This is a genomic window from Kluyvera genomosp. 2 (assembly GCF_036759865.1).
In the GTDB taxonomy this organism is placed as follows: domain Bacteria; phylum Pseudomonadota; class Gammaproteobacteria; order Enterobacterales; family Enterobacteriaceae; genus Kluyvera; species Kluyvera ascorbata_B.
The window spans coordinates 156,811-182,552 of the sequence record NZ_JAPKIA010000008.1 but is presented as its reverse complement, the minus strand read 5'-3'; the positions used below and the strand labels follow the sequence as shown (position 1 = coordinate 182,552).

Below are 25,742 nucleotides of genomic sequence, written 5' to 3'. Positions count from 1 at the left end.
AGTCGATGACGGCAGATTTACAGTCTGCTCCCTTTGGCCGCTCGGGAACCCCACCAGGGGTAATTCACATTGTAGGTAAAGCTTGAAGATGGTGGTGGGGGAAGGATTCGAACCTTCGAAGTCGATGACGGCAGATTTACAGTCTGCTCCCTTTGGCCGCTCGGGAACCCCACCACTGGGGTAATGCTAGGTTTTACTGGCCTGCTTCCTTCTCGGGAAGCGGGGCGCATCATATCAAATGACGCGCCGCTGTAAAGCATTCGTTTGTCGAAAATGAACTGTTTGCCTGCTTTTTATCCGTAACGGGTTAAAGCTAATCAATTCATTTCGCTAACGATTAAAGAATAATCGTCCGGTTACCGTACACAAAGACGCGCTGCGCCAGCACCTGATAAAGCGCGCGGCTGAGCACGTTTTTTTCTACATCGCGCCCGGCGCGCATCATATCTTCTGCTGTATAGGTATGATCGACGTGAATCACATCCTGCATAATGATCGGACCTTCGTCCAGGTTATCGTTGACGTAGTGGGCGGTGGCACCAACGATCTTCACGCCGCGTTCATAGGCCTGGTGATACGGACGCGCGCCGATAAAGGCCGGCAGGAACGAGTGGTGAATATTGATGATTTTGTTCGGGAAGCGGGCAACAAACTCCGGCGTCAGCACGCGCATATATTTCGCGAGCACGACATAATCCGGCTGGTGGGCTTCAATGGCATCCGCCATCAGCTTGTCGTGCTCCTCGCGGGCAAGACCCTCGTGGCTGACCAGTTCGAACGGAATGCCAAAGCGTTCAACCAGCGAACGCAGCGTATCATGGTTGCCAATAACGGCAGCAATCTCAACGTCCAAGCCGCCGTAGTTCGCCTTCATTAACAAATCGCCCAGGCAGTGCGCCTCTTTGGTCACCAGAATCACGATACGGCGACGCCCGGCGGGATTCAGCTCGCGTACCGAACCTTCCGGCAGGGCGCTGTCCAGATCGGCCAGCAGGGTTGCATCGTTGAAGATCCCTTCCAGCTCGGTACGCATAAAGAAACGCCCGGTGCGGTGATCGACAAATTCATTGTTCTGCACGATGTTCAGTTCGTGTTTGTAACAGATATTGGTAATGCGCGCGATCAGGCCTTTCTGGTCAGGGCAGATTGTGCGTAAAACTTTTCGTTGGATGGAATGCATTGCCGGGTAAATCCTGTTGATGATGTTTGCGAAGCTGTTGCCGGGCCTACTGCCCGCAGCATTTTTTAAATTTCTTCCCTGAACCACAGGGGCAGGGATCGTTTCTGCCAATGACTGGCCGTGTGCCATCGATATAATACCACTGCCCGTTTTCTTTTAAGAATCGTGAACGCTCAATGATGGCGCCGTTCTTGTTATGTTCACGAAAACGGGCAACGAAGCTCACGAAGCCTTCGTCGGCGTGGCGGCCGTCTTCCTCGGCGAAAACGGTGAGCCCCAGCCATTCAGTATGGGCGAAACCGTTGCGAATGTCGTCGCGAAACGCGTCGGCCTGACAGGTGGGGTGCCAGGTTTTCACCAGATAATCTGCATCCTTCTTCACGAAGGCGCAATAGCGCGAACGCATAAGACTCGATGGGCTGGGGGCCGCGGCATTGCCAGACAGATAAGGCTGGCAACATAAGCTATACTCGAGAGCGCTCCCACAAGGGCAAAGTTCAGACAAAGAGATCTCCCTGATTCGATAAAATAACGGCGAGGTTTCGCCTGATTGCGATATGGTAACCGAGCGATGGAGATGATGCCACGCCAGAAATAAGAGGATGTTCGTCGGTAACAATGAGAAAAATTAAAATCGGCCTGGCGTTGGGTTCAGGAGCGGCGCGCGGCTGGTCGCATATCGGCGTGATTAAAGCGCTACAGAAAATGGGCATTGAAGTTGATATTGTTGCCGGTTGCTCTATTGGTTCACTGGTAGGGGCAGCTTACGCCAGCAACCAGCTTCCCGCGCTCGAGCAGTGGGTGTGTTCGTTTAGCTACTGGGATGTACTGCGCCTGATGGATCTCTCCTGGCGGCGCGGTGGGTTGCTGCGCGGTGAACGCGTATTTAATCAATATCGGCAGATTATGCCCAATGACACCATTGAGCAGTGCGAGCGACGCTTTGCGGCCGTCGCCACCAATTTAAGCACCGGTCGCGAGTTGTGGTTTACGGAAGGTGATTTACATATGGCCGTGCGCGCGTCATGCAGTATTCCCGGTCTGATGGCGCCGGTGTTGCATAACGGCTACTGGTTAGTTGACGGTGCGGTGGTTAACCCGGTACCGGTTTCGCTCACGCGTGCGCTGGGCGCGGACATTGTTATCGCTGTCGATTTGCAACATGACGCACATCTTATGCAGCAGGATCTGCTGTCCGTGAATATTCAACCCGATGCGGAGATCGATGAGTCTCCCGATGAGCTATCATGGCATGAACGCCTGCGCGCTCGGCTAGGACGCGTTGCCTCACGTCGTTCCGTGGTGGCGCCTACGGCAATGGAAATAATGACCACATCGATACAGGTGCTGGAAAACCGTCTCAAGCGTAACCGCATGGCGGGTGACCCGCCGGATATTTTACTGCAACCGTTTTGTCCCCAGATCTCAACTCTGGATTTTCATCGAGCCTCATCTGCAATCGCCGCGGGCCAACAAGCGGTTGAAAAAAAGACAGATGAGCTTTTGCCTTTGGTTCAGAGTTCAACTTAAGGCACTTTTTTCGACTACTTCAGCAAAATCTGAAAGGCGATGATCGCAATAGCATGCCACTATTTAAATATCGTCGGGCAGGGGAGATATCATGACGCAGCCGTTGGCGGGTAAACACATTTTAATTGTCGAAGACGAACCCGTTTTCCGCTCACTTATGGATTCATGGCTTTCGTCGCTTGGCGCGCGCACGTTGCTGGCCCAGGACGGCGTTGATGCGCTCTCGCAGATAGAGTGTCAGAGGCCAGATCTGATGATTTGCGACCTGGCCATGCCAAGGATGAACGGCCTGCAGCTGGTGGAGCATTTGCGTAATGCAGGTGATACCTTGCCGATTCTGATTATTTCCGCGACTGAAAATATGGCCGATATCGCGAGGGCACTGCGCCTTGGCGTGCAGGATGTGTTATTAAAGCCGGTGAAAGACCTCAACCGGCTGCGGGAAACCGTGCTGGCTTGTCTGTATCCCAATATGTTTAATTCCCGAGTGGAAGAGGAAGAGCGGTTATTTGAAGATTGGGATGCGTTAGTGAGCAATCCGGCAGCGGCGGCAAAACTGTTACAAGAGCTACAGCCGCCGGTGCAGCAAAAAATATCCCATTGCCGGATAAATTATCGCCAGCTGATGGCGGTGGATGCGCCAGGCTTAGTTTTGGATATTGCGCCGCTTTCTGAACACGATCTGGCATTTTATTGTCTGGATGTTACCCGCGCGGGTGATAATGGCGTTCTTGCCGCATTGCTATTACGTGTGCTGTTTAATGGTCTGCTGCAAGAGCAGTTCGCGCATCAAGGCCAGCGTCTGCCAGAATTAGGCAGTTTGTTAAAACAGGTTAATCAACTGCTCCGTCAGGCCAATCTACCCGGCCAGTTCCCGCTGCTGGTGGGTTATTATCACAGCGGGTTAAAAAATCTTATCCTGGTATCGGCCGGTTTGAACGGCACATTAAATACCGGCGACCATCAAATACAAATAAGCAATGGCGTACCGCTGGGTACGTTAGGAAACGCCTACCTTAACCAAATAAGCCAGCGCTGCACTTCATGGCAGTGCCAGATTTGGGGTAAAGGCGGCCGTTTACGCTTAATGTTGTCTGCGGAATGAGCAAACGCATTTTTTTTCAGGGATAGCTTTAACAGCTTAACTGCCGTGGTGATACTATCAGGCAAATTGATGTGGATATACTCGTCATACTTCAGCGTGCTGTGCGTTGAACGAACCCGTTATCTTCGGCTTAGGTGATTTATGCCAGCGCCGATCTTATGGGCGGCGCTCCTCCTTCAGCCCGACTTTCGAGTATAAATCTTAATTCGAGGTCATCGCGTCCTTTTCAGAGCAGCCTCAGTAGGTTGTGATGATATACTCGGCGCGTTATTAATAAACGAGCAAGTTCAAAGTTTGAACAGTTCAGGAGATTTGAATGGCTGCCCTAAATTCGAAAGTAAGAAAGGCTGTTATCCCGGTTGCCGGATTAGGTACAAGGATGTTGCCTGCCACCAAAGCAATTCCTAAGGAAATGCTGCCGCTGGTGGATAAGCCTTTAATTCAGTATGTCGTGAACGAGTGTATTGCAGCTGGTATCACTGAAATTGTGCTGGTGACTCATTCTTCTAAGAATTCTATTGAAAACCACTTCGACACCAGCTTCGAACTTGAAGCGATGCTGGAGAAGCGCGTTAAGCGTCAGCTTCTCGACGAAGTGCAGGCTATTTGCCCGCCGCACGTCACCATTATGCAGGTTCGCCAGGGTCTGGCGAAAGGCCTGGGCCACGCGGTACTGTGCGCGCACCCGGTGGTCGGCGATGAGCCCGTTGCGGTCATTCTGCCGGACGTTATTCTCGACGAATATGAATCCGATCTGAGCCGTGAAAACCTGGCCGAAATGATTAGCCGTTTCGATGAAACCGGCGTGAGCCAAATCATGGTCGAACCGGTTGCAGACGTGACGGCCTACGGCGTGGTTGACTGCAAAGGCGCAGAGCTGAAGCCTGGCGACAGCGTACCGATGGTGGGCGTCGTTGAGAAGCCGAAAGCCGACGTTGCGCCGTCTAATCTGGCGGTCGTTGGGCGTTATGTTCTTGGCGCGGATATCTGGCCGCTGCTGGCGAAGACCCCTCCGGGAGCCGGCGATGAAATCCAGCTGACTGACGCGATTGATATGCTGATCGATAAAGAAACCGTCGAAGCATACCATATGAAAGGCAAAAGCCATGACTGTGGTAATAAGCTGGGTTATATGCAGGCGTTTGTTGAATACGGTATTCGTCACAATACGCTGGGCGAAGAGTTCAAAGCGTGGCTGCAAGATACGCTGGGCATTGCTAAGTAATATAACGGATGCTCTAAAAAGCCGGGGAAACCCGGTTTTTTTATTTCTGAATAACACAAAAGGATAAAAAATGAGCGTGCTTGCGTAGGTGCGTTCGTGCAGACGGGGTATTGTGGATATAAAAAATCCCGCCGTAGCGGGATTTTTGCGAAGCGTAAGGATTAATCCTTGATCAGGAAGTCGTCCAGAGATTTACCCTGTTCGTCCATCGCTTTTTTGATAACTGCCGGGGTACGACCCTGGCCGGTCCAGGTTTTGGTTTCGCCGTTTTCGTCAACATAGCTATATTTAGCCGGACGTGCAGCGCGTTTTGCTTTGGTGCCGGTTTTAGCAGCAGCCATGCTATTCAGCAGTTCGTTCGGATCAATACCGTCAGCAATCAGCATTTCGCGATATTGTTGCAGTTTACGGGTACGCTCTTCGATTTCCGCAGCAGCTGCGTTTTCTTCTTCGCGACGTTCGTTAACAACAACTTCTAATTTTTCCAGCATTTCTTCAAGCGTTTCAAGGGTGCATTCTCTTGCCTGCGCACGAAGAGTACGGATGTTGTTCAAAATTTTAAGTGCTTCGCTCATTGTAGTAATCTCAAACTTATATTGTGGGGTGGTTTGTTGAAGTAATAATAGAGCGATAAAATCAGATGTGCAATAGGGAAGAATGTAAGGAATTCAAAATAACGTGTTATTTGATGCTGCCATTAATATTTATAAGTTAAATTGCGGCCAGACTTCTTCGGTTGATCGGTCGTTATTGCGGGAAAGCGCAGCGGGATAACGAGTGCCATGCTGAAGCACACGGGTGCATAAATATACCCCGTATGGATAAATATCAACCTTATGTATTAGCGTGGTTGCATCCATTTTGTGCATTACTTTATCGATGATGAATGGTTACGCTGCTCAACCATTCTGCCTCCAGGCCGGCTTTCGGCAGCGGTATCCTTAACCGCTATTCATCTATTTGCCTCAGCGCGTGTATGGGTAAATTGTTGGGTAGAGAAAACGATTCCAACAAGGAAACTACGGTAATAAGCCCGGCGTAATGGGGTTCACAGGGTTAAGTCCATAGTTATGGCGATGTTATTTCAAGCCGATGCTGTTTAATTTACAGATAACAATACCCGGCAGTGCGCTACACAATTTGTCGGCGATCACATTTTTTCAGGCAAACTCATTAATCTTTTCAACTATTAACCTGTCGAGCTAATTTGTGGGCGCACGGTGTGCGGTACATTGACGTCTGACTGAACGGGATGCGGTTAAATATTTCAGATTTATGATGCAGTTACCTCTATGTCGGTTATAAATAGGCAGCAATAAACCTCTGCAGCCGTTTAATTTCGGTTTTACCGACCTTTTTCATCCCTCTCTGGCGTTGCTGGTGCGAAGTAAGGGGGAAATGGTATGGATGACGCAGGAAGCCTGGGGATAAAATATGTTACACTGCGCTCCGTTTAAAAAACGCATCGATTAGGATTTCTCAGCCAATGGCACAACTTTATTTCTACTACTCAGCAATGAATGCCGGGAAGTCGACCGCCCTGTTGCAGTCGTCGTACAACTATCAGGAGCGCGGCATGCGCACCGTGGTTTATACCGCGGAAATAGACGACCGCTTTGGTGCCGGTAAAGTCAGCTCGCGAATTGGCCTTTCTTCGCCAGCGAAGCTGTTTAACCAGAGTAGCGACCTGTTTGACGAAATTCGTGCGGAGAACGCCCGTGAGCAGGTTAACTGCGTGCTGGTGGATGAATGCCAGTTCCTGACCCGAGAGCAGGTCTATGCGCTTTCTGACGTGGTAGATAACCTCGATATCCCCGTATTGTGCTACGGGCTGAGAACGGACTTTCGCGGCGAACTGTTTATCGGCAGCCAATATTTGCTGGCGCTCTCCGACAAACTGGTGGAATTAAAAACCATCTGCTTCTGCGGGCGGAAGGCCAGTATGGTGCTGCGTCTCGATCAGGAAGGGCGTCCTTACAATGAAGGTGAGCAGGTGGTGATTGGCGGTAATGAGCGCTATGTCTCCGTTTGTCGAAAACATTACAAAGAAGCGCTGGAAACAGGCTCTCTGGCCGTTATTCAGGATAAGCATCGTCTAGCCCATCGTTCCTGCTAAACGCCTTCAGACGCGTTTCTACCCCCTGTCATCGCCGGGGAGTAGAAGCGCGTTTTTTATTGCTGATTTCACGGTAATAAAAAAAGCCCCATCACGAGGATGGGGCTTGTTCTTTGTGCTTTCAGCGAGCGTTAAAGCGAATTATTTTTTCGCTTTTTTCTCAGCTTTAGCCGGTGCAGCTTCTTTTTTCTCTACCGCCGGCGCGCCTTCAACGAAGTCACGACCGTAGTAGGTATCCAGCAGAATCTGTTTCAGTTCAGAAATCAGCGGGTAACGTGGGTTAGCACCAGTACACTGGTCATCAAACGCATCTTCAGACAGTTTGTCCACGTGTGCCAGGAAGTCAGCTTCCTGCACGCCAGCTTCACGGATAGACTTAGGAATACCCAGCTCAGCTTTGATTTCTTCCAGCCAGCCCAGCAGTTTTTCGATTTTCGCTGCGGTACGGTCGCCCGGAGCAGACAGCCCCAGATGGTCAGCGATTTCAGCGTAGCGACGACGAGCCTGCGGACGGTCGTACTGGCTGAATGCAGTCTGTTTAGTCGGGTTGTCGTTCGCGTTATAACGAATAACGTTGCTGATCAGCAGGGCGTTCGCCAGACCGTGAGGAATGTGGAACTGAGAGCCCAGCTTGTGCGCCATTGAGTGACATACGCCCAGGAAGGCGTTCGCAAACGCAATACCGGCGATGGTGGCTGCACTGTGTACACGCTCACGTGCTACCGGGTTCTTAGAACCTTCATGGTAAGACGCTGGCAGGTTTTCTTTCAGCAGTTTCAGCGCCTGCAGAGCCTGACCGTCGGAGAACTCAGAAGCCAGTACGGAAACGTAAGCTTCCAGGGCGTGAGTGACGGCATCCAGACCACCGAAAGCACACAGGGACTTCGGCATATCCATGACCAGGTTGGCGTCAACAATCGCCATGTCAGGCGTCAGCGCGTAGTCAGCCAGTGGGTATTTCTGGCCAGTTGCATCGTCGGTTACAACCGCAAACGGAGTCACTTCAGAACCGGTACCGGAAGTGGTGGTGATCGCAACCATTTTTGCTTTCACGCCCATTTTCGGGAACTTGTAGATACGTTTACGGATATCCATAAAGCGCAGCGCCAGTTCTTCGAAGTGCGTTTCTGGGTGTTCGTACATGACCCACATAATTTTTGCTGCGTCCATCGGGGAACCGCCGCCCAGCGCGATAATCACGTCTGGTTTGAAGGAGTTCGCCAGCTCTGCACCTTTACGAACGATGGTCAGAGTCGGGTCAGCTTCAACTTCGAAGAATACGTCAGTTTCAACGCCAGCCGCTTTCAGTACAGAAGTGATCTGGTCTGCATAGCCGTTGTTGAACAGGAAGCGGTCGGTCACGATCAGAGCACGTTTGTGGCCATCAGTAATCAGCTCATCTAACGCGATTGGCAGTGAGCCACGACGGAAGTAGATAGACTTCGGAAGTTTGTGCCACAACATGTTTTCAGCTCGCTTAGCAACGGTTTTCTTGTTGATCAGGTGCTTAGGACCAACGTTTTCAGAGATGGAGTTACCACCCCATGAACCACAACCCAGAGTCAGGGAAGGTGCGAGTTTGAAGTTGTAGAGGTCACCGATACCACCCTGAGAAGCAGGGGTGTTGATCAGGATACGCGCGGTTTTCATCATCTGACCGAAGTGAGCAACGCGTTCTGGCTGGTTGTCCTGGTCGGTGTACAGGCAAGAGGTATGACCGATACCGCCCATCGCAACCAGTTTTTCAGCTTTCTCAACGGCATCGTTGAAGTCTTTTGCACGATACATCGCCAGGGTTGGAGACAGTTTTTCGTGAGCAAACGGTTCGCTTTCGTCAACAACCTTCACTTCGCCGATCAGAATCTTAGTGGTTTCTGGTACGGTGAAGCCTGCCAGTTCGGCAATTTTGTGCGCCGGCTGACCAACGATAGCGGCGTTCAGCGCGCCATTTTTCAGGATAATATCCTGAACCGCTTTCAGCTCTTTGCCCTGCAGCATGTAGCCGCCGTGGCTGGCGAAACGTTCGCGAACGGCATCGTAAACGGAGTCAACAACAACAACGGACTGTTCAGAAGCACAGATAACGCCGTTATCGAAGGTTTTAGACATCAGAACAGATGCAACAGCACGTTTGATATCAGCGGTTTCGTCGATAACAACAGGGGTGTTACCTGCGCCAACGCCGATTGCTGGTTTACCGGAGCTGTATGCTGCTTTAACCATGCCTGGACCACCGGTCGCAAGGATCAGGTTAATGTCCGGGTGATGCATCAGCGCGTTAGACAGTTCTACAGACGGTTGGTCAATCCAGCCGATCAGATCTTTTGGCGCGCCAGCAGCGATTGCAGCCTGCAGAACGATGTCTGCTGCTTTGTTGGTCGCATCTTTCGCACGCGGGTGCGGAGAGAAGATGATGGCGTTACGCGTCTTCAGGCTGATCAGTGATTTGAAGATAGCGGTAGAAGTTGGGTTAGTGGTCGGTACGATACCGCAGATGATGCCGATGGGTTCAGCGATGGTGATGGTACCGAAGGTGTCGTCTTCAGACAGCACGCCACAGGTTTTTTCATCTTTATAGGCGTTATAGATATATTCAGAAGCGAAGTGGTTTTTGATCACTTTATCTTCAACAATACCCATGCCGGATTCGGCAACGGCCATTTTTGCGAGAGGAATTCGAGCATCTGCGGCAGCTAGGGCGGCGGCGCGGAAGATTTTATCAACTTGCTCTTGAGTGAAACTGGCATATTCACGCTGGGCTTTTTTTACGCGCTCGACGAGTGCGTTAAGTTCAGCGATATTAGTAACAGCCATAATGCTCTCCTGATAATGTTAAACTTTTTTAGTGAATCATCTGCTCGACAAGTCAGTATAGACAAATCACCTGCAGCTGGTGAAAGAGTTAAGGAAACAAGGTGTTACCCACAAACTGATTCACTGATTTACTAAAAGAGCTTCGATTTAGCCAAGGAGCTTACCGGAAAATACGCCTTATTTATGAGGCCGTTTCTCTTTCGGTGTAAGCAGATTACCCACTTCTGAGTACGATTTACGTGATCTAAATCAAATTTAAGGCAAGCTGACACCTTTCAGCAGGCCGATTTTAGCAAATTGTATAAACTGTTAATCATTGGTGGGTATTGGTGGTGTAAACATTAGCATACTTTATACAAATGCATAACACTCTGTTTTTGCCTCATTTTTATGGATAATTCTAATGAACATGGCTAATAAAAAGGGTATTGTCTGCGCGACTCGCGATTTGCAGTTCGTCAACTACAACTTTTAATGATGCTCCGGGGTTCACGTGATTCAAACGCTGTTTGATTTTCCTATCTTCTTTAAGTTCTTTATTGGGCTGTTTGCGTTGGTGAACCCGGTTGGGCTGATACCCGTTTTTATCAGCCTGACGAGTTATCAAACGGCGGCGGTGCGTAATAAAACCAACCTGACGGCAAGCCTGTCGGTGGCCATTATTCTGCTGACCTCGCTTTTCCTTGGGGATTTCATCCTGCAACTGTTCGGCATTTCCATCGATTCGTTCCGCATTGCCGGCGGGATCCTGGTCGTATCGATTGCCATGTCGATGATCAGCGGCAAGCTGGGGGAAGATAAGCAGAACAAGCAGGAAAAATCAGAAACCGCCGTACGTGAAAGCCTGGGGGTTGTGCCGTTGGCGCTGCCGCTGATGGCGGGGCCGGGGGCCATAAGTTCGACAATCGTTTGGGGTACCCGCTACCATTCGCTCACTTATCTGCTCGGCTTTTCTTTATCTATTGCGCTGTTTGCCTGGTGCTGTTGGGGCATTTTCCGTATTTCTCCCTGGCTGGTACGTATGCTGGGGCAAACCGGAATTAACGTCGTCACCCGTATCATGGGCCTATTATTGATGGCGCTTGGCATCGAATTTATTGTGACCGGTATCAAATCCATCTTTCCGGGGTTGGTCGGTTAAATATTCTACGGCGGCAATGGATGTTAACATCTATTGTTGCCGTTAATATCACAAAATCATATCGTTCATTTATCATGCCGATACAGAAATAATTAATTCGAATGATTCTAAAATAACCATTAATATCAATGCGATATGCATTTCCTCATCTTCTTGCTTCCCGCATAGAAATGTTATTTCTCTCACACGATACTCTGGGGCTTGCCGTTAGATAATTGAAATGATATTAGTAATTTCAGTTTCACAGCAGAGTTATGTGCTAAAAATTGAGCAACTGTTAAGTTTTTGTGCAAAAAATCGCCTCCGACGCTGACGCGTTGAGTCATACGAAAGATTTTTGCATATCTATCTGAAATTTATGGATTTCATGATTAGGTGCTTTCTCTATAGGCTGTCCTGCTGCGGGTGGGATGCTGCGCAAAAGAGAATTGGTTAACAAATTTGCAAATTATATTGGCGGTGATAATCGTCATTTGGTACTTTCCGGCCTAAGTTATTTGCGGATAACGTAATGTAAACGATAACTGTTTCTATTTGTAAACAGTGATGAACAGAATAAGAAAAGCGTCCCGACAGGGGGAAGCTTTAATGAATCGACGTCAGGTTGCCACAAAGAGCGACCGTAATAAAAAAGTCGGTGATAGCAGGCAGTAAATGACCTGGCAGACGCAAAAATCTCCTGCGCTGTACAGGAACCCGCAAGGGGACTAAAACAGGCTGACTTCAGTCAGTAATAATAATGAACGGAGTATCAACACAATGTCCATCATCACAAAAAGAAGTTTGGTTGCGGCAGGTATTCTCACCGCGCTGATCGCAGGGAACGCGGCTATGGCTGCAGAAGTACCCGCGGGTGTGCAGCTGGCAGAAAAGCAAACCCTGGTTCGTAATAACGGTTCCGAAGTGCAGTCTCTTGACCCGCATAAGATCGAAGGTGTTCCAGAGTCCAATATTAGCCGCGATCTGTTCGAAGGGTTACTGGTCAGTGATCTGGACGGCCATCCAGCACCGGGCGTAGCAGAATCCTGGGATAATAAAGACTTTAAAGTCTGGACCTTCCATCTGCGTAAAGACGCTAAATGGTCCGACGGTTCGCCGGTGACCGCACAAGATTTTGTTTACAGCTGGCAGCGTTCAGTTGACCCGAAAACCGCTTCACCGTATGCAAGCTACCTGCAGTATGGCCATGTCGCGGGTATCGATGAAATCCTCGAAGGTAAAAAACCGATTACCGATCTCGGCGTAAAAGCGGTTGACGACCATACGTTAGAAGTGACCTTAAGCGAACCGGTTCCTTATTTCTACAAGCTGCTGGTGCATCCTTCCACTTCGCCAGTACCAAAAGCAGCAATCGAAAAATATGGCGAAAAATGGACCCAGCCGGCGAATATCGTCACCAACGGTGCTTATAAATTAAAAGATTGGGTAGTGAACGAGCGTATCGTTCTTGAGCGCAGCCCAACTTACTGGAATAACGCGAAAACCGTTATCGATCAGGTTACCTTCCTGCCAATTTCTTCTGAAGTGACGGACGTAAACCGTTACCGTAGCGGCGAAATCGACATGACCTATAACAACATGCCGATTGAACTGTTCCAGAAGCTGAAAAAAGAGATCCCGAGCGAAGTTCACGTTGACCCATACCTCTGCACCTACTACTACGAAATTAACAACCAGAAAGCGCCGTTTACCGATGCGCGCGTGCGTACTGCGCTGAAGCTGGGTATCGATCGCGATATTATTGTTAATAAGGTAAAAGCACAGGGTGATATGCCGGCTTATGGCTATACGCCACCTTACACCGATGGTGCAAAACTGACGCCACCAGAGTGGTTCGGTTGGACTCAGGCCAAACGTAACGAAGAAGCGAAGAAATTGCTGGCCGAAGCGGGTTATACCGCGGATAAACCGCTGACCATTAACCTGCTGTATAACACATCCGATCTGCACAAGAAGCTGGCGATTGCCGCAGCATCGCTGTGGAAAAAGAACATTGGCGTGGATGTGAAGCTGGTTAACCAGGAGTGGAAAACCTTCCTGGATTCCCGTCACCAGGGGACGTTTGATATTGCGCGCGCAGGCTGGTGTGCCGACTATAACGAACCCACCTCTTTCCTGAACACCATGTTGTCTAACAGCTCAATGAATACCGCGCATTATAAGAGCCCGGCATTTGATAGCATCATGGCTGAAACGCTGAAAGCGACCGATGAAGCGCAGCGTACCGCACTGTATAGCAAAGCAGAGCAGCAGCTCGACAAAGACAGCGCGATTGTACCGGTTTATTACTATGTAAACGCCCGACTGGTGAAACCATGGGTCGGTGGCTATACCGGCAAAGACCCGCTGGATAATACTTATACAAGAAATATGTATATTATTAAGCACTAATGGCAATACGTGGGGCAGGCTCGGCTTGCCCCACGGTGTCTCGCATTATTGTATTATTACAGGCACAGCCAAAAGGTATGGGCAATGTTGAAATTTATTCTCCGTCGCTGTCTTGAAGCGATTCCGACGTTATTTATTCTTATTACCATTTCGTTCTTTATGATGCGTCTTGCGCCTGGTAGCCCATTTACGGGGGAGCGCACGCTGCCGCCAGAGGTTATGGCCAATATTGAAGCGAAATATCACCTTAACGATCCCATTACCACCCAATATTTCAGCTATCTGAAACAGCTCGCGCACGGCGATTTTGGGCCATCGTTCAAATATAAAGATTATACGGTCAACGATCTGGTGGCGAGCAGTCTGCCCGTGTCGGCCAAATTAGGCGCGGCGGCATTCCTGCTGGCGGTTATTCTTGGTGTCTCAGCGGGGGTGATTGCCGCGCTTAATCAGAATACCAAGTGGGACTACGCGGTGATGGGGGTCGCGATGACCGGGGTGGTTATCCCCAGCTTCGTGGTGGCGCCGCTGCTGGTCATGATTTTCGCGATTACACTGCACTGGCTGCCCGGCGGCGGCTGGAACGGCGGGGCGCTGAAGTTCATGATTCTGCCGATGGTGGCGCTTTCTCTGGCCTATATTGCCAGCATTGCGCGTATTACCCGTGGCTCAATGATTGAGGTTTTACACTCCAACTTTATTCGTACCGCAAGGGCGAAAGGGTTGCCTATGCGGCGGATTATTTTCCGTCACGCTTTAAAACCCGCGCTGCTGCCGGTGCTTTCTTATATGGGGCCTGCCTTCGTCGGTATCATTACCGGTTCGATGGTCATTGAGACAATCTACGGCTTGCCGGGGATTGGACAGCTGTTCGTTAACGGGGCGCTTAACCGCGACTACTCCCTGGTACTGAGCCTGACCATTCTGGTTGGCGCGCTAACGATCCTGTTTAACGCGGTTGTCGACGTACTTTACGCCGTGATTGACCCGAAAATTCGCTATTAAGGCTGGAGTTCGCCATGATGTTAAGTAAAAAAAGCAGCGAGGCGCTGGAAAACTTCAGTGAGAAGCTTGAGGTTGAAGGCCGCAGCCTGTGGCAGGACGCGCGTCGTCGCTTTATGCATAACCGCGCGGCGGTAGCCAGCCTGGTTGTGCTGGTATTGATTGCGCTGTTCGTCACCCTGGCGCCGATGTTGTCGCAGTTTTCCTATTTCGACACCGATTGGGGCATGATGTCCAATGCGCCGGATATGGAATCCGGGCACTATTTTGGTACCGACTCTTCCGGCCGCGACCTGCTGGTCCGTGTGGCAATCGGCGGGCGAATCTCTCTGATGGTTGGGATCGCTGCGGCGCTGGTTGCAGTGGTTGTCGGCACGCTGTACGGCTCGCTCTCCGGCTATCTGGGCGGGAAAATCGATTCGGTAATGATGCGTTTGCTGGAAATCCTCAACTCCTTCCCGTTTATGTTCTTCGTGATCCTGCTGGTGACCTTCTTTGGGCAAAACATCCTGCTGATCTTTGTTGCTATCGGGATGGTGTCCTGGCTGGATATGGCGCGTATCGTTCGCGGGCAGACGCTTAGCCTGAAGCGTAAAGAGTTTATTGAAGCAGCCCAGGTAGGCGGCGTATCGACCGTCAGCATTGTGGTGCGCCATATCGTACCGAACGTGCTGGGGGTGGTAGTGGTGTATGCCTCTCTGCTGGTGCCCAGCATGATTCTGTTTGAATCATTCCTCAGCTTCCTCGGACTGGGGACACAAGAGCCGCTGAGCAGTTGGGGCGCTCTGCTGAGCGACGGTGCTAACTCGATGGAAGTTTCGCCATGGCTGCTGCTGTTCCCGGCGGCGTTCCTGGTGGTGACCCTGTTCTGTTTTAACTTTATCGGCGATGGCCTGCGTGATGCCCTCGACCCGAAAGACCGTTAAGGAGCGTTGCCATGAGCATAATTGAAACGGCAACAGCGTCACAGCGTCTGCTGGATGTGAAAGATCTGCGCGTCACCTTCAAAACTCCCGACGGCGATGTCACCGCCGTTAACGACCTCAACTTCAGCCTGCGTGCAGGCGAAACGCTGGGGATTGTCGGCGAGTCCGGCTCCGGAAAGTCGCAAACCGCGTTTGCGTTGATGGGGTTACTGGCAAGCAACGGGCGTATTGGGGGATCGGCGCTGTTTAACGGTAAAGAAATCCTGAACCTGCCGGAGCATACGCTTAACAAGCTGCGCGCCGAGCAGATTTCCATGATTTTCCAGGACCCGATGACCTCACTGAACCCGTATATGCGGGTAGGCGAGCAGCTGATGGAAGTGCTGATGCTGCACAAAGGCATGGGAAAAGCTGAAGCGTTTGAAGAATCGGTGAAAATGCTGGATGCGGTGAAAATGCCGGAAGCGCGTAAGCGCATGAGGATGTACCCGCACGAGTTTTCCGGCGGGATGCGTCAGCGTGTGATGATCGCTATGGCACTGTTGTGTCGCCCTAAACTTCTGATTGCCGATGAGCCAACGACCGCACTGGACGTGACCGTTCAGGCGCAAATCATGACCCTGCTGAACGAGCTTAAGCGCGAGTTCAATACGGCGATAATCATGATCACCCACGATCTCGGCGTGGTCGCCGGGATCTGCGATAAGGTGCTGGTGATGTACGCCGGGCGGACCATGGAATACGGCAAAGCGCGCGATGTCTTCTACCAGCCTGCGCATCCTTATTCTATTGGTCTGTTGAATGCGGTTCCACGTCTCGACGGCGAAGGCGAATCGCTGTTGACCATTCCGGGTAACCCACCAAACCTGCTGCGTTTACCATCAGGCTGCCCGTTCCAGCCGCGTTGTCCGCATGCGATGGACGTGTGTAGCAGCGCACCGCCGCTGGAAGAGTTTGCGCCAGGCCGCTTACGCGCCTGCTTTAAGAACGTGGGGGAACTGGTATGAGCGCCGTGACTGACGAAAGAAAAGTACTGCTCGAAATCGCCGATTTAAAGGTCCACTTCGAGATTAAAGATGGCAAACAGTGGTTCTGGCAGCCGCCAAAAACCCTGAAAGCGGTTGATGGCGTGACGCTGCGTTTATACGAAGGCGAAACGCTGGGCGTGGTGGGAGAGTCCGGCTGCGGTAAATCCACCTTTGCGCGTGCCATTATCGGCCTGGTGAAAGCGACCGATGGTAAAGTCGCCTGGCTGGGGAAAGATCTGCTGGGGATGAAACCGGATGAATGGCGCAACGTGCGCAGCGATATCCAGATGATTTTCCAGGATCCGCTGGCGTCGCTGAACCCGCGTATGACCATCGGCGAGATTATCGCCGAGCCGCTACGCACCTACTACCCGAAAATGCCACGTCAGGAAGTCCGTGACAAAGTGAAAGCCATGATGATGAAGGTGGGGCTGCTGCCAAACCTCGTCAATCGTTACCCGCATGAGTTTTCCGGCGGTCAGTGCCAGCGTATCGGCATTGCGCGGGCGTTGATTCTTGAGCCGAAGCTGATCATTTGTGATGAGCCAGTATCCGCGTTGGATGTGTCGATTCAGGCACAGGTGGTGAACCTGCTGCAGCAGCTACAGCGTGAAATGGGCCTGTCGCTCATCTTTATTGCCCACGATCTGGCCGTCGTGAAGCACATTTCCGATCGCGTACTGGTGATGTATCTGGGGCATGCGGTGGAGCTGGGCACCTATGACGAGGTGTACAACAATCCGCTGCACCCGTACACCAAGGCGCTGATGTCCGCTGTGCCGGTTCCGGATCCGGATCTGGAGCAGAATAAAACCATTCAATTGCTGGAAGGGGAGCTGCCTTCGCCGATTAACCCGCCTTCAGGCTGCGTATTCCGTACGCGCTGCCCGCTGGCCGGGCCAGAATGTGCGCAAACGCGCCCCCTCTTAGAAGGCAGTTTCCGCCACGCGGTTTCCTGTCTCAAGGTTGACCCGTTATAATCATCTGGGCTGGCAGGTTGCCAGCCCTTATTTTTTATACGAGGGTTCATCGTGGTCGGTATTAGCGCTCTGCGCCATCGTCTCTATCATTTGCTCTTTGATCAACGCACACGAACCGGACGCCGGTTTGAAGCGTTGTGCGGTTTTTTCGCCTTATTAAGCGTCTGCGCTATTTTTATTGAGTCGGGCATTGGTACAACCTACCACCTGAGCTACGACGAATGGCATGCTTTTGTCTGGCTGGAAATAGCCTTTACGCTGGTGTTCACGCTGGAATATTTTCTGCGGCTATTCTGCTGGCCAAATCCCGCTCGCTATGTTTTTAGCTTCTGGGGTTTTATCGACCTGGCGACAATTTTACCGTTTTACGTGATTATGCTGTGGCCGGAAATAGGCGTGGAATATCTGTTTGCCTGGCGTGCGATGCGCGTTATTCGGGTGTTACGTATTCTGAAGCTGCTGCGCTTGATGCCCGCATTGAATAGCTTCTGGACGGCGATCGTCAATTCCCGCCATCAGCTGATTCTATTCTATGCCTTTATCGGCATTGTGATGGTGGTGTCCGGTGCGCTGATGTACGGCATTGAAGGGCCGGTACACGGTTTTACCACGCTCAGCACTTCGGTCTACTGGGCTATTGTGACCGTGACCACCGTGGGCTATGGCGATATTACGCCGCACACCGCCGCGGGCAGAATTGTGGCTTCTGTACTGATATTGATCGGCTATTCCGTCATTGCCATTCCGACCGGCATTATTACCGCGCAGATGACCAGCGAGTTTCAAAAGCGTCGCCAGGAGCGCGTTTGCCCGCACTGCAAACAGCGGCATCATGAACCCAGCGCGCACTACTGCAATAGCTGCGGTACCGCGCTTCCTCAACATCAGTCGCAATAAGGCGGTATTACAGGCATAAAAAAGGGCAGCCAGGCTGCCCTTGATGTTGTTATTCTCGCCAGAGAATATGGCAAAGCTTGTGATCTTTTTCGCGACACAGCAGCACACGGGCAAAAATATCGTTCAGTTCGCCGCCGTCAGTATCCGCAAGGCCAATCACCACTTCGGCAAAGAAATCCGGGTTCAGATCGTAGTCGACATGCTCCTGCCAATCTTCGGAAGGATCGAACAGCTCAGCGCCGCCGCGTTCTTCAAATTGCAGGTTGAACAGAATAATGTCGGCCGGGTCAAGATTGTCTGCCGCCAGCTCGAGAAAAATGTCATAAGCCTGCTCGAGCGTTTCATCTTCGGTCAGACGATTATTTAAATCCATATCCATGATGGCTACCTGTTGAGTGCTGATGGGCACGTTTTACAGTAATGGGCTAAAGAAGTAAAACAGTCGCTCAGCAATACGGTGCCAGAATGGACGTTTTACCCATAAACGCGCGTCCAGTAACCGCGAGCGGGAAATATAATCATCCTGCACGGCCGCGAGATCGCTGCCGAATCCGCTGTCATCGATGACCAGGGTAATCTCAAAGTTAAGCCACAGGCTGCGCATATCGAGATTAACCGTGCCGACAAGGCTCAGCTCGCCATCGACCAGCACGCTTTTGGTGTGCAGCAGACCGCCTTCAAACTGATAGATTTTGACGCCGGCCGCCAGGAGTTCGGTAAAGAAGGCGCGGCTAGCCCAGCCAACCAGCACCGAGTCGTTTTTACGCGGCAGGATAATGCTGACATCAACCCCACGCTGTGCGGCGGTGCAGATTGCGTGCAGCAGATCGTCGCTGGGGACGAAGTACGGCGTCGTCATAATCAGGTATTCGCGAGCAGAATAGGCTGCGGTCAACAGCGCCTGATGAATCAAATCTTCAGGGAAGCCTGGGCCGGAGGCGATAGTCTGAATAGTATGCCCGCTGGCCTCTTCAAAGGGCATAATGTTAAGGTCCGGCGCAGGGGGTAATATGCGCTTACCGGTTTCAATTTCCCAGTCACAGGAATAGACAATACCCATTCCCGTGGCGATCGGCCCTTCCATTCGCGCCATCAGATCAATCCATTGGCCAACGCCGGAGTCCTGCTTAAAGAAACGCGGGTCGACCATGTTCATACTGCCGGTGTAAGCAATATAGTTGTCGATCATGATCATTTTGCGATGCTGACGTAAATCCATGCGCCGTAAAAATACACGCATCAGATTAACCTTGAGCGCCTCGACCACCTCGATGCCTGCATTACGCATCATCGCTGCCCACGGGCTGCGGAAGAAGGCGACGCTGCCAGCCGAATCGAGCATCAGGCGGCAGTGTACGCCGCGACGTGCGGCGGCCATCAGCGATTCGGCTACCTGATCGGCCATGCCGCCGGGCTGCCAGATGTAAAAGACCATTTCGATATTGTGCCGCGCCAATTGGATGTCGCGGATGACCGCCTGCATGACATCGTCGGAGTCGGTAAGCAGCTGTAGCTGATTGCCCTTCAGGCCGGCGATGCCTTGACGGCGTTCGCATAGCTTAAACAGCGAAGAGGCGACCTGGCTGTTATCGTCGGCGAAAATGTGTTTGCAGGCCTTCAGGTCGTTTAACCATTTGGCGGTGGAAGGCCACATGGCGCGCGCACGTTCCGCGCGTCGCTTGCCGAGATGCAGTTCGCCCAGCGAGAGATAGGCAATAATACCGACCAGCGGCAGGATATAGATGATCAGCAGCCAGGCCATTGCCGACGGCACGGCGCGGCGTTTCATCAGAATACGCAGCGTTACCCCGGCGATTAACAACCAATACCCCAGAATAGCCATCCAACTTACTACGGTGTACACGGTTGTCATAGTTCGAAAATCCTTTTGAATGCCAGATGTTAAGAGTTTACGCATCAGGAGACATCTGGCAAATAAAAACGCACCCAGAAAGCGCTGGTCAGCGATTAGCAAGGGGCTATAATGGAGCGTCTTTTTTAGCAAGAGCGTGAGCAATGAAGCGTAGTAGACCTGAAGTGGGGCGCTGGCGGATGCTGAGACAAGCAAGCCGCCGTAAAGCGCGTTGGCTGGAAGCTCAATCGCGTCGTAACATGCGCATCCACTCCATCAGAAAGTGCCTGGTCGGTCGGCAGCGTAACTGCCTGTTGTTCGCCATCTACGATCTCTGATGATAAAAAAGGGCACCGTCAGGGTGCCCTCTGTTTTTGCTGGTGGCTCAGCGTTAACGTCAATCAGAACACTTTTTATATTGTCGTTCGCGTATTCCGATTAAAGACGTTCCATTCCATGAATCCCCGTCCTCTCTGACGCGACGCGTATCTGTGAGTACGGCATGCTGCGTTGCGGGTGAAAATAAGATCAAGATAAGTAGATGTTTGCGGCCACTGGTCCGTTGAGACCATTGATACGACAAAACTCAACGCGGATTCCCGGTATCAGGCTTTCGGATTGACTACAATAGACTGCTGAAATGTGTAGCAGAACGTCTTTTCGACCGTCGGAAGGGGTGATAAAACCTTTACCACTGATAGCATCAAAACTTTTGACAATGCCTGTCATTTTACGAGACAAATAGATTCCTTGTTAAAAATTACGGGCAAACTATACGCTTAAAAAAAATTAAAAGCTAATGTTATGCCAGAATTTTAATCAGGACTCCTGGATGGCTAAAATAAAATTTGCTAATCCGCATAGGAAATGCATTAATGGCTGCGTAAGCTTGAAACGCAAGCAAAACGTAAAATATTCTTCTGTATAACCTTCATCGTCTGGCGCTATCGCTGATATCTCCTTCCTTTGAGTTCAACGTACAGTACTATGTGTTTATAGCAATCATCGAAATTAACATACGTAAAAGAAGTCGGTATATTTCAAGAATGATTGCAGACAAATTTGATTGCCAAATGAGGATTTTAGTTAACGCCATGAGAACATTTGGCCACCGCGTATTTTTAGATGTTCGGCGAGGATTTGAATAAACTATTGCAATACGGGCAGACTAACTGTGAGCCCTTCTGAACTCGAGTAAAACTATGCTCTGAGTTCTTCGAGCAGTTTGGGCATAGGCACTTAACCAGATAATTGCGGTTTGATTGTGTATTCTTACGTCCGGACATAGACATCTCCTGATTGAATGGACTGTCACCATACACGGTTATGCATGTGGATGCTTGTTTGTTTTAGCTTTACATCGGTATTGCCACGTAAAAGTCACATTCATAACAAAAAGTAAGTTAAACCTTCAAAAAGAGGTATATAGTATTAATTTAAATATTCATTTTAGATGCCCATGTTGCCATGGCTCTCAATATCGAATGTCAGCGTTTGATGTCTCAGAGAAAAACCCATTTGGTGCGAAGTGTATTTTTTGTAAAACCAATATGGTCTTTAATGGGTCTATGAATGCCAGTGATAAAATTCCTGGCGTGCGGCATGGCGTTTAGCACAACGGAGGACTGTGCTGGTTATCTTTTCGGATATTATCAAGCAAGATATTACTCAATACAGAGATTAGTTTGAGCAGTAATCCCCTAAGCATAAGAGGATTATTGCTTTATACTGACAATGTATAAGTTTATACGGCTAAACGCTGATTAAATTTTTGTTCCATCATATATTCTATCTTTACCCATAGATTTCGCCTGGTACAGGTAGCCGTCAGCGATAGCGATGGCATCTTCAGCTTTTTTATCGCTCAGCACGCAAACCCCGCCACTGAACGTCACTTTCAGGTTTGGCTCTCTGAATTGACGATGCTTAACTTCATTTTTCCAGTTTTCCAGCCACTTGATAGCATCATCTAAATTCACATCGGTAAAGATTACAGCAATTTCCTCACCACCGTAGCGATACAAAGTGATGTCAGATAGCCCGCACAAGCGCATTCCAAAGCTTGCAACCGTTTTGAGCACGATATCTCCGGTTGTATGACCAAAGCTATCATTAATCAGTTTGAAATTATCAATATCTATCAAGGCAAGAATGGCATTGTTATTACTGCTTTTTTTCTGAATGTCAGCGTCAAACGCACGGCGATTTTTTAAACCAGTAAGGCTGTCAGTTAACGACTCTGATTTGACGTGATCCATCTGGAGGGTGGTGTTTTTTATTTGCTCGACGAGCAGTTCGTCAGCAGCTTTCTTCTCAATAATTCCATTCTGTATGGAACCCGTAATACGGATATATATATTGTTAAGTATTGTCCTCATTGACCACCAGCAGGTGGCGAGAACAAGTAGTAAGATCGTTGTTATAATGAAAATTGGGAAGTTTTTATTATAAGCGATATTGCTGTATTCTGAACGGTCTACTTTAATCAACAGATACCAATCCGGATGGCTAATATGATAATAGTAATAATATGCCTTAGTATCGGGAAGGTAAAATGTACCATTGTACTCACCGATATTGGACATCACATCAGGAATATGCGTCAGTTCATCTTTGCTATCTGAACTGAGTACGACAGAACCCTCTCTGGTTATGAGATACTTAGTGTTCGGCAACGGTGAGGCCAGTTTCTTTAATGAGCGCTCTCCTTTGATAACATCAATGTCGAACGAAACAACACCAAAATGTTTACCGTCACTGCCACTGACCGGTAGTGACATTGAATATATTTTTCTTGATGTATTCAGGTCAGTATAAGGTTCAGTAAATACTACATCACCGGCGCTGATTTGACCTGCGATATACCATGGCCGCGTTTTATGATCGACTGAATCAGTGCTTGATGCATAAGGAACATGAACCTCTCTGTCTTCAGGAGTAGACGTAATGATTGCCAGGATGTCGGGTAGTAACCTTAGATGACTTGTCAAAAACGCCGATAATTCACCGTCACTCATTTTGCTGTTTTTTTCTTTGTATTTTTCAATAAGCTCTGATTTTAGATATAACAGAGACTCTTCGTTAGCATTTATGTCTTTCTGAATAAATGACGCAATATTTTGCGTATGCGTATTATGCAGAGAGTGATAATGTTTGAATATATGATTTTTCTGCAATAGAACTAGCACAAGACTAGAGAGAAATACGCATACGGCAAGTATCGTAAATATAAAATTTAATGGTCTCTTAAAACTTAAACTACCAATCATAAATTACTCCAGAGCTTGTTAATATCTACATCCATGCAAAATAAATGTACTTAATAAAAACGTATTTATTTTTTCGAAACCACGTTTTATTTTTATTGTAACTATATCATTGATTGTCATTAACGATCAATATTTATGTATCGATCGTTTTTGCCTATAGTTAATTTTTGTGAGCAAGCGGTCATTCAAATACGTATATCGCATTAGGCTCAGCGTGCTTTACAGCCTGAAGGGAAGAGGGGTGGTTCTTTTGGTGGAAATCAGCGGAAGATTAACTTCCTGTTATTTGGTTGGTTTGGCCTGGTGGAATGGCAATGCAGCGTTAATAACATTCACCGGAACAACCCACGCTGGGCCTCAGCCAGGATGTTTTGAAAGTCATTCAAAAAATCAGAATGCTGTGGCCTGGTAATACGCATATCTGATGATATTACAAGGAGCATCACCGGGTAGAATCCCTGAGTTGATACGGGATTTGGAGAATACGGAAAGTATGGTAAAACCAGACTGGGAGGTCATCGAGACGGCGCACTGGATCCGTAGGTGAACAATCTTATTCTTACACCGATAGCGACCTCATATATAGAAAAACCTGAAGATTTTCATCGAATATAACAACTCCTATTGCGAAAAGCAGCGCGCCTATTACCGCCATCCCGATAACGTTAAAATAGAAATTCCAGGGTTCTTTTGCGCGGTAGATATAGTATTTTTCATACGAGCCCTTGTACCAGCCAATGAAAACGCCAGTTTGGATAGCTCTTCCTGTATGACAGATATAGAAGAGGCCGCACAGACAAAAAGCCAAAGCAGCTAGCGCATCTAAAGTACTCATTCAGACAATAACCTTATCTTTCAAAATGGCAGACCAGGCACTTATACTTCAAGTATGTCATTAGCAAACAACACGTTGAACCCGGTGGAAGGCAAATCGAGGGTAAAGTTAAGGGCACAAACATTGTGTACTTGTTTGCGCCCTTAAGAATTAAAGTCAAGGCAGTGTCTTTTTTAATGTATTGTATTTATTGATTATTTATTATCAAAATACCTTTTTATACGGTTTTACCCAAACCTGCTGATAGACTCCGGCCGCCACGTACGGGTCGTCCTGGGCCCAGGACTGGGCGGCTTCAAGAGATTCAAATTCTGCAATAACCGTGGAACCGCTGAAACCTGCGGCGCCCGGATCGTTGCTGTCGACTGCAGGCATTGGGCCAGCGGTCAGCAGACGGCCTTCATCGTGCAGCAGTTGCAAACGGGCCAGATGAGCAGGGCGAACGGCAAGACGTTTTTCAAGAGAGTCGGCGACATCCTGGGCATAAATGACGTAAAGCACGGGCAGAACTCCTGTTTAAAATAGTTTGCGGATTACGGTAAGGGAAAGCGTCGGTGACTGCAATGCAAAGTTGCACTGCCGTAAAAAGAGGGAAATCGGTGCGCGCTTTTTGGGCAACTGCGGGAGAAAATTGACCGAAGATAAGATGTCTTATTGAATATGATTGCTATTTGCATTTAAAATTGAGCTCTCATTTTTCAACTGTAACGACTATGACTGCAATGACCTATGATTTACCTCGCCGGTTTCCCTGGCCGACGTTGCTCTCAGTTGGCATCCATGGCGCCGTCGTGGCCGGTCTGCTGTATACCTCGGTACATCAGGTTATTGAACTGCCCGCGCCCGCGCAGCCGATTACGGTCACGATGGTGGCCCCTGCCGATTTAGAACCGCCTCAGGCCGTGGTTCAGCCCCAGCCTGTCGTTGAACCGGAACCTGAGCCGGAACCAGAGCCTATTCCTGAAGTGCCGCAGGCGCCGGTGGTGATCCATAAACCGAAGCCAAAACCGAAACCGAAGCCAAAACCGGTGAAAAAAATTGAGCAACCGAAGCAAGAAGTGCGGCCGGTTGAATCTCGTCCGCTGTCAACGGTCAACCGCGATGCGCCACCGGCAAGTTCAGTAGCGAACAATCTTCCCGGGGCCAGCGCGCCGTCGGTGAATGCACCAACCGGTCCGCGAGCGCTGAATCGTCCTCAGCCGGGGTACCCGACGCGCGCTCAGGCGCTGCGTATTGAAGGTAAAGTGCGGGTCAAATTCGACGTGACCGCCGATGGTCGTGTGGAGAATGTGGAAATACTCTCGGCGCAGCCATCCAATATGTTTGAACGCGACGTGAAAACGGCGATGCGTAAATGGCGTTACGAAGCCGGGAAACCGGGGACGGGATTGATTATGAATATTGAATTCCGCCTGAAAGGCGTGCAGATGAATTAAGCGAAAGCCCCCGAA

General features: G+C 49.8%; 25 protein-coding genes, 2 tRNA genes and 1 pseudogene (1 of these 28 running past the window's edge). 15 read left to right on the top strand and 13 right to left on the bottom strand.

From position 1 onward, the window contains the following. The 4 genes from V6942_RS10885 to V6942_RS10870 form a co-directional block, all read right to left on the bottom strand. A tRNA-Tyr gene (locus tag V6942_RS10885) sits at positions 1–55 on the bottom strand; it reaches 130 nt to the left of the window's first position. A 34-nt stretch (positions 56–89) separates the two neighbouring features. After that, positions 90–174, bottom strand: a tRNA-Tyr gene (locus tag V6942_RS10880). Positions 175–337: 163 nt separating this feature from the next. Next, positions 338–1,180 (bottom strand): formyltetrahydrofolate deformylase, encoded by an 843-nt coding sequence (gene purU, locus V6942_RS10875; protein ID WP_106930781.1) that lies wholly within the window; start codon positions 1,178–1,180, stop codon positions 338–340. Between the two features lie 46 nt (positions 1,181–1,226). Further along, complete coding sequence (locus V6942_RS10870; protein WP_106930783.1) at positions 1,227–1,685, bottom strand: YchJ family protein; 459 nt, start codon at positions 1,683–1,685, stop codon at positions 1,227–1,229. Between the two features lie 113 nt (positions 1,686–1,798). Between V6942_RS10870 and rssA the strand changes: the two genes are divergently transcribed. The 3 genes from rssA (at position 1,799) to galU (ending at position 5,040) form a co-directional block, all read left to right on the top strand. Next, on the top strand, positions 1,799–2,710 hold the full coding sequence (gene rssA / locus V6942_RS10865) for a patatin-like phospholipase RssA (RefSeq protein WP_106930785.1): 912 nt from the start codon (positions 1,799–1,801) through the stop codon (positions 2,708–2,710). 91 nt (positions 2,711–2,801) lie between these two features. Further along, a complete protein-coding gene (gene rssB, locus V6942_RS10860) occupies positions 2,802–3,815 on the top strand; it encodes a two-component system response regulator RssB (protein ID WP_106930787.1) in 1,014 nt (337 codons plus the stop codon). A 316-nt stretch (positions 3,816–4,131) separates the two neighbouring features. After that, positions 4,132–5,040 (top strand): UTP--glucose-1-phosphate uridylyltransferase GalU, encoded by a 909-nt coding sequence (galU, locus tag V6942_RS10855; RefSeq protein WP_106930789.1) that lies wholly within the window; start codon positions 4,132–4,134, stop codon positions 5,038–5,040. 161 nt (positions 5,041–5,201) lie between these two features. On the opposite strand, the gene hns is transcribed toward galU, so the two are convergent. After that, positions 5,202–5,615, bottom strand: a complete 414-nt coding sequence (gene hns, locus V6942_RS10850) for a histone-like nucleoid-structuring protein H-NS (protein WP_064545023.1) — start codon at positions 5,613–5,615, stop codon at positions 5,202–5,204. Positions 5,616–6,526: 911 nt separating this feature from the next. Between hns and tdk the strand changes: the two genes are divergently transcribed. Further along, positions 6,527–7,156: a thymidine kinase gene (gene tdk / locus V6942_RS10845; protein ID WP_106930791.1), complete on the top strand. Its 630-nt coding sequence runs from the start codon at positions 6,527–6,529 to the stop codon at positions 7,154–7,156. Between the two features lie 141 nt (positions 7,157–7,297). Here the strand turns inward: tdk and adhE are convergent, their stop codons facing one another. Then, entirely contained in the window at positions 7,298–9,970 is a 2,673-nt protein-coding gene (gene adhE, locus V6942_RS10840) for a bifunctional acetaldehyde-CoA/alcohol dehydrogenase (protein ID WP_182929001.1), read from the bottom strand. A gap of 493 nt (positions 9,971–10,463) precedes the next feature. Here adhE and V6942_RS10835 point away from each other — a divergent pair, with 493 nt between their 5' ends. From V6942_RS10835 to V6942_RS10805, 7 genes are all read left to right on the top strand, one after another. Next, complete coding sequence (locus V6942_RS10835) at positions 10,464–11,111, top strand: YchE family NAAT transporter (RefSeq protein WP_106930795.1); 648 nt, start codon at positions 10,464–10,466, stop codon at positions 11,109–11,111. Positions 11,112–11,870: 759 nt separating this feature from the next. Further along, positions 11,871–13,502: an oligopeptide ABC transporter substrate-binding protein OppA gene (oppA, locus tag V6942_RS10830; protein WP_106930797.1), complete on the top strand. Its 1,632-nt coding sequence runs from the start codon at positions 11,871–11,873 to the stop codon at positions 13,500–13,502. 84 nt (positions 13,503–13,586) lie between these two features. Further along, a complete protein-coding gene (gene oppB / locus V6942_RS10825; protein ID WP_106930799.1) occupies positions 13,587–14,507 on the top strand; it encodes an oligopeptide ABC transporter permease OppB in 921 nt (306 codons plus the stop codon). Between the two features lie 14 nt (positions 14,508–14,521). Then, positions 14,522–15,430 (top strand): oligopeptide ABC transporter permease OppC, encoded by a 909-nt coding sequence (gene oppC, locus V6942_RS10820; protein ID WP_106930801.1) that lies wholly within the window; start codon positions 14,522–14,524, stop codon positions 15,428–15,430. Positions 15,431–15,441: 11 nt separating this feature from the next. Then, positions 15,442–16,437, top strand: a complete 996-nt coding sequence (locus V6942_RS10815; protein ID WP_182965332.1) for an ABC transporter ATP-binding protein — start codon at positions 15,442–15,444, stop codon at positions 16,435–16,437. Continuing rightward, a complete protein-coding gene (oppF, locus tag V6942_RS10810) occupies positions 16,434–17,438 on the top strand; it encodes a murein tripeptide/oligopeptide ABC transporter ATP-binding protein OppF (protein ID WP_106930805.1) in 1,005 nt (334 codons plus the stop codon). Before V6942_RS10815 ends, oppF begins: the two co-directional genes overlap by 4 nt. A 51-nt stretch (positions 17,439–17,489) precedes the next feature. Further along, positions 17,490–18,335 (top strand): ion transporter, encoded by an 846-nt coding sequence (locus V6942_RS10805; RefSeq protein ID WP_420107848.1) that lies wholly within the window; start codon positions 17,490–17,492, stop codon positions 18,333–18,335. A gap of 49 nt (positions 18,336–18,384) precedes the next feature. On the opposite strand, the gene V6942_RS10800 is transcribed toward V6942_RS10805, so the two are convergent. Continuing rightward, on the bottom strand, positions 18,385–18,714 hold the full coding sequence (locus tag V6942_RS10800) for an HI1450 family dsDNA-mimic protein (RefSeq protein WP_106930809.1): 330 nt from the start codon (positions 18,712–18,714) through the stop codon (positions 18,385–18,387). 33 nt (positions 18,715–18,747) lie between these two features. Continuing rightward, a complete protein-coding gene (gene cls, locus V6942_RS10795; RefSeq protein WP_106930811.1) occupies positions 18,748–20,208 on the bottom strand; it encodes a cardiolipin synthase in 1,461 nt (486 codons plus the stop codon). A 143-nt stretch (positions 20,209–20,351) separates the two neighbouring features. Here cls and V6942_RS10790 point away from each other — a divergent pair, with 143 nt between their 5' ends. Further along, positions 20,352–20,525 (top strand): YciY family protein, encoded by a 174-nt coding sequence (locus V6942_RS10790; RefSeq protein ID WP_015964169.1) that lies wholly within the window; start codon positions 20,352–20,354, stop codon positions 20,523–20,525. Between the two features lie 190 nt (positions 20,526–20,715). Here the strand turns inward: V6942_RS10790 and cspF are convergent, their stop codons facing one another. Further along, on the bottom strand, positions 20,716–20,928 hold the full coding sequence (gene cspF / locus V6942_RS10785; protein WP_106930813.1) for a cold shock-like protein CspF: 213 nt from the start codon (positions 20,926–20,928) through the stop codon (positions 20,716–20,718). A gap of 380 nt (positions 20,929–21,308) precedes the next feature. Then, positions 21,309–21,473: a YnfU family zinc-binding protein gene (locus tag V6942_RS10780; protein WP_219906276.1), complete on the bottom strand. Its 165-nt coding sequence runs from the start codon at positions 21,471–21,473 to the stop codon at positions 21,309–21,311. A 144-nt stretch (positions 21,474–21,617) separates the two neighbouring features. Between V6942_RS10780 and V6942_RS10775 the strand changes: the two genes are divergently transcribed. Next, on the top strand, positions 21,618–21,800 hold the full coding sequence (locus V6942_RS10775) for a hypothetical protein (protein ID WP_106930829.1): 183 nt from the start codon (positions 21,618–21,620) through the stop codon (positions 21,798–21,800). Between the two features lie 150 nt (positions 21,801–21,950). On the opposite strand, the gene V6942_RS10770 is transcribed toward V6942_RS10775, so the two are convergent. Further along, entirely contained in the window at positions 21,951–23,456 is a 1,506-nt protein-coding gene (locus V6942_RS10770) for a diguanylate cyclase (RefSeq protein ID WP_333501245.1), read from the bottom strand. Positions 23,457–23,846: 390 nt separating this feature from the next. Between V6942_RS10770 and V6942_RS23440 the strand changes: the two are divergent. Beyond that, a pseudogene (locus tag V6942_RS23440) lies at positions 23,847–23,958 on the top strand (hypothetical protein); the annotation flags it as partial. 57 nt (positions 23,959–24,015) lie between these two features. Here the strand turns inward: V6942_RS23440 and V6942_RS10765 are convergent. Both V6942_RS10765 and V6942_RS10760 read right to left on the bottom strand, forming a co-directional pair. Then, positions 24,016–24,291, bottom strand: coding sequence for a hypothetical protein (locus tag V6942_RS10765; protein ID WP_182934720.1), 276 nt, complete (start codon positions 24,289–24,291; stop codon positions 24,016–24,018). 204 nt (positions 24,292–24,495) lie between these two features. Then, positions 24,496–24,792 carry a YciI family protein gene (locus V6942_RS10760; RefSeq protein WP_106930819.1) on the bottom strand — a complete coding sequence of 99 codons (297 nt, stop codon included), beginning with the start codon at positions 24,790–24,792 and terminating at the stop codon, positions 24,496–24,498. 221 nt (positions 24,793–25,013) lie between these two features. On the opposite strand from V6942_RS10760, the gene tonB reads away from it, so the two are divergent. Further along, positions 25,014–25,727, top strand: a complete 714-nt coding sequence (tonB, locus tag V6942_RS10755) for a TonB system transport protein TonB (protein WP_181358060.1) — start codon at positions 25,014–25,016, stop codon at positions 25,725–25,727. The last annotated feature ends 15 nt before the right edge of the window (positions 25,728–25,742 follow it).

What these genes read in the sequence shown, in the direction of transcription:
- purU (WP_106930781.1), bottom strand. Translation starts at nt 1,180, where the DNA reads ATGCATTCCATCCAACGAAAAGTTTTACGCACAATCTGCCCTGACCAG.
- rssA (WP_106930785.1), top strand. Translation starts at nt 1,799, where the DNA reads ATGAGAAAAATTAAAATCGGCCTGGCGTTGGGTTCAGGAGCGGCGCGC.
- rssB (WP_106930787.1), top strand. Translation starts at nt 2,802, where the DNA reads ATGACGCAGCCGTTGGCGGGTAAACACATTTTAATTGTCGAAGACGAA.
- galU (WP_106930789.1), top strand. Translation starts at nt 4,132, where the DNA reads ATGGCTGCCCTAAATTCGAAAGTAAGAAAGGCTGTTATCCCGGTTGCC.
- hns (WP_064545023.1), bottom strand. Translation starts at nt 5,615, where the DNA reads ATGAGCGAAGCACTTAAAATTTTGAACAACATCCGTACTCTTCGTGCG.
- tdk (WP_106930791.1), top strand. Translation starts at nt 6,527, where the DNA reads ATGGCACAACTTTATTTCTACTACTCAGCAATGAATGCCGGGAAGTCG.
- adhE (WP_182929001.1), bottom strand. Translation starts at nt 9,970, where the DNA reads ATGGCTGTTACTAATATCGCTGAACTTAACGCACTCGTCGAGCGCGTA.
- oppA (WP_106930797.1), top strand. Translation starts at nt 11,871, where the DNA reads ATGTCCATCATCACAAAAAGAAGTTTGGTTGCGGCAGGTATTCTCACC.
- oppB (WP_106930799.1), top strand. Translation starts at nt 13,587, where the DNA reads ATGTTGAAATTTATTCTCCGTCGCTGTCTTGAAGCGATTCCGACGTTA.
- oppC (WP_106930801.1), top strand. Translation starts at nt 14,522, where the DNA reads ATGATGTTAAGTAAAAAAAGCAGCGAGGCGCTGGAAAACTTCAGTGAG.
- V6942_RS10815 (WP_182965332.1), top strand. Translation starts at nt 15,442, where the DNA reads ATGAGCATAATTGAAACGGCAACAGCGTCACAGCGTCTGCTGGATGTG.
- oppF (WP_106930805.1), top strand. Translation starts at nt 16,434, where the DNA reads ATGAGCGCCGTGACTGACGAAAGAAAAGTACTGCTCGAAATCGCCGAT.
- V6942_RS10800 (WP_106930809.1), bottom strand. Translation starts at nt 18,714, where the DNA reads ATGGATATGGATTTAAATAATCGTCTGACCGAAGATGAAACGCTCGAG.
- cls (WP_106930811.1), bottom strand. Translation starts at nt 20,208, where the DNA reads ATGACAACCGTGTACACCGTAGTAAGTTGGATGGCTATTCTGGGGTAT.
- V6942_RS10790 (WP_015964169.1), top strand. Translation starts at nt 20,352, where the DNA reads ATGAAGCGTAGTAGACCTGAAGTGGGGCGCTGGCGGATGCTGAGACAA.
- V6942_RS10780 (WP_219906276.1), bottom strand. Translation starts at nt 21,473, where the DNA reads ATGTCCGGACGTAAGAATACACAATCAAACCGCAATTATCTGGTTAAG.
- V6942_RS10770 (WP_333501245.1), bottom strand. Translation starts at nt 23,456, where the DNA reads ATGATTGGTAGTTTAAGTTTTAAGAGACCATTAAATTTTATATTTACG.
- V6942_RS10765 (WP_182934720.1), bottom strand. Translation starts at nt 24,291, where the DNA reads ATGAGTACTTTAGATGCGCTAGCTGCTTTGGCTTTTTGTCTGTGCGGC.
- tonB (WP_181358060.1), top strand. Translation starts at nt 25,014, where the DNA reads ATGACCTATGATTTACCTCGCCGGTTTCCCTGGCCGACGTTGCTCTCA.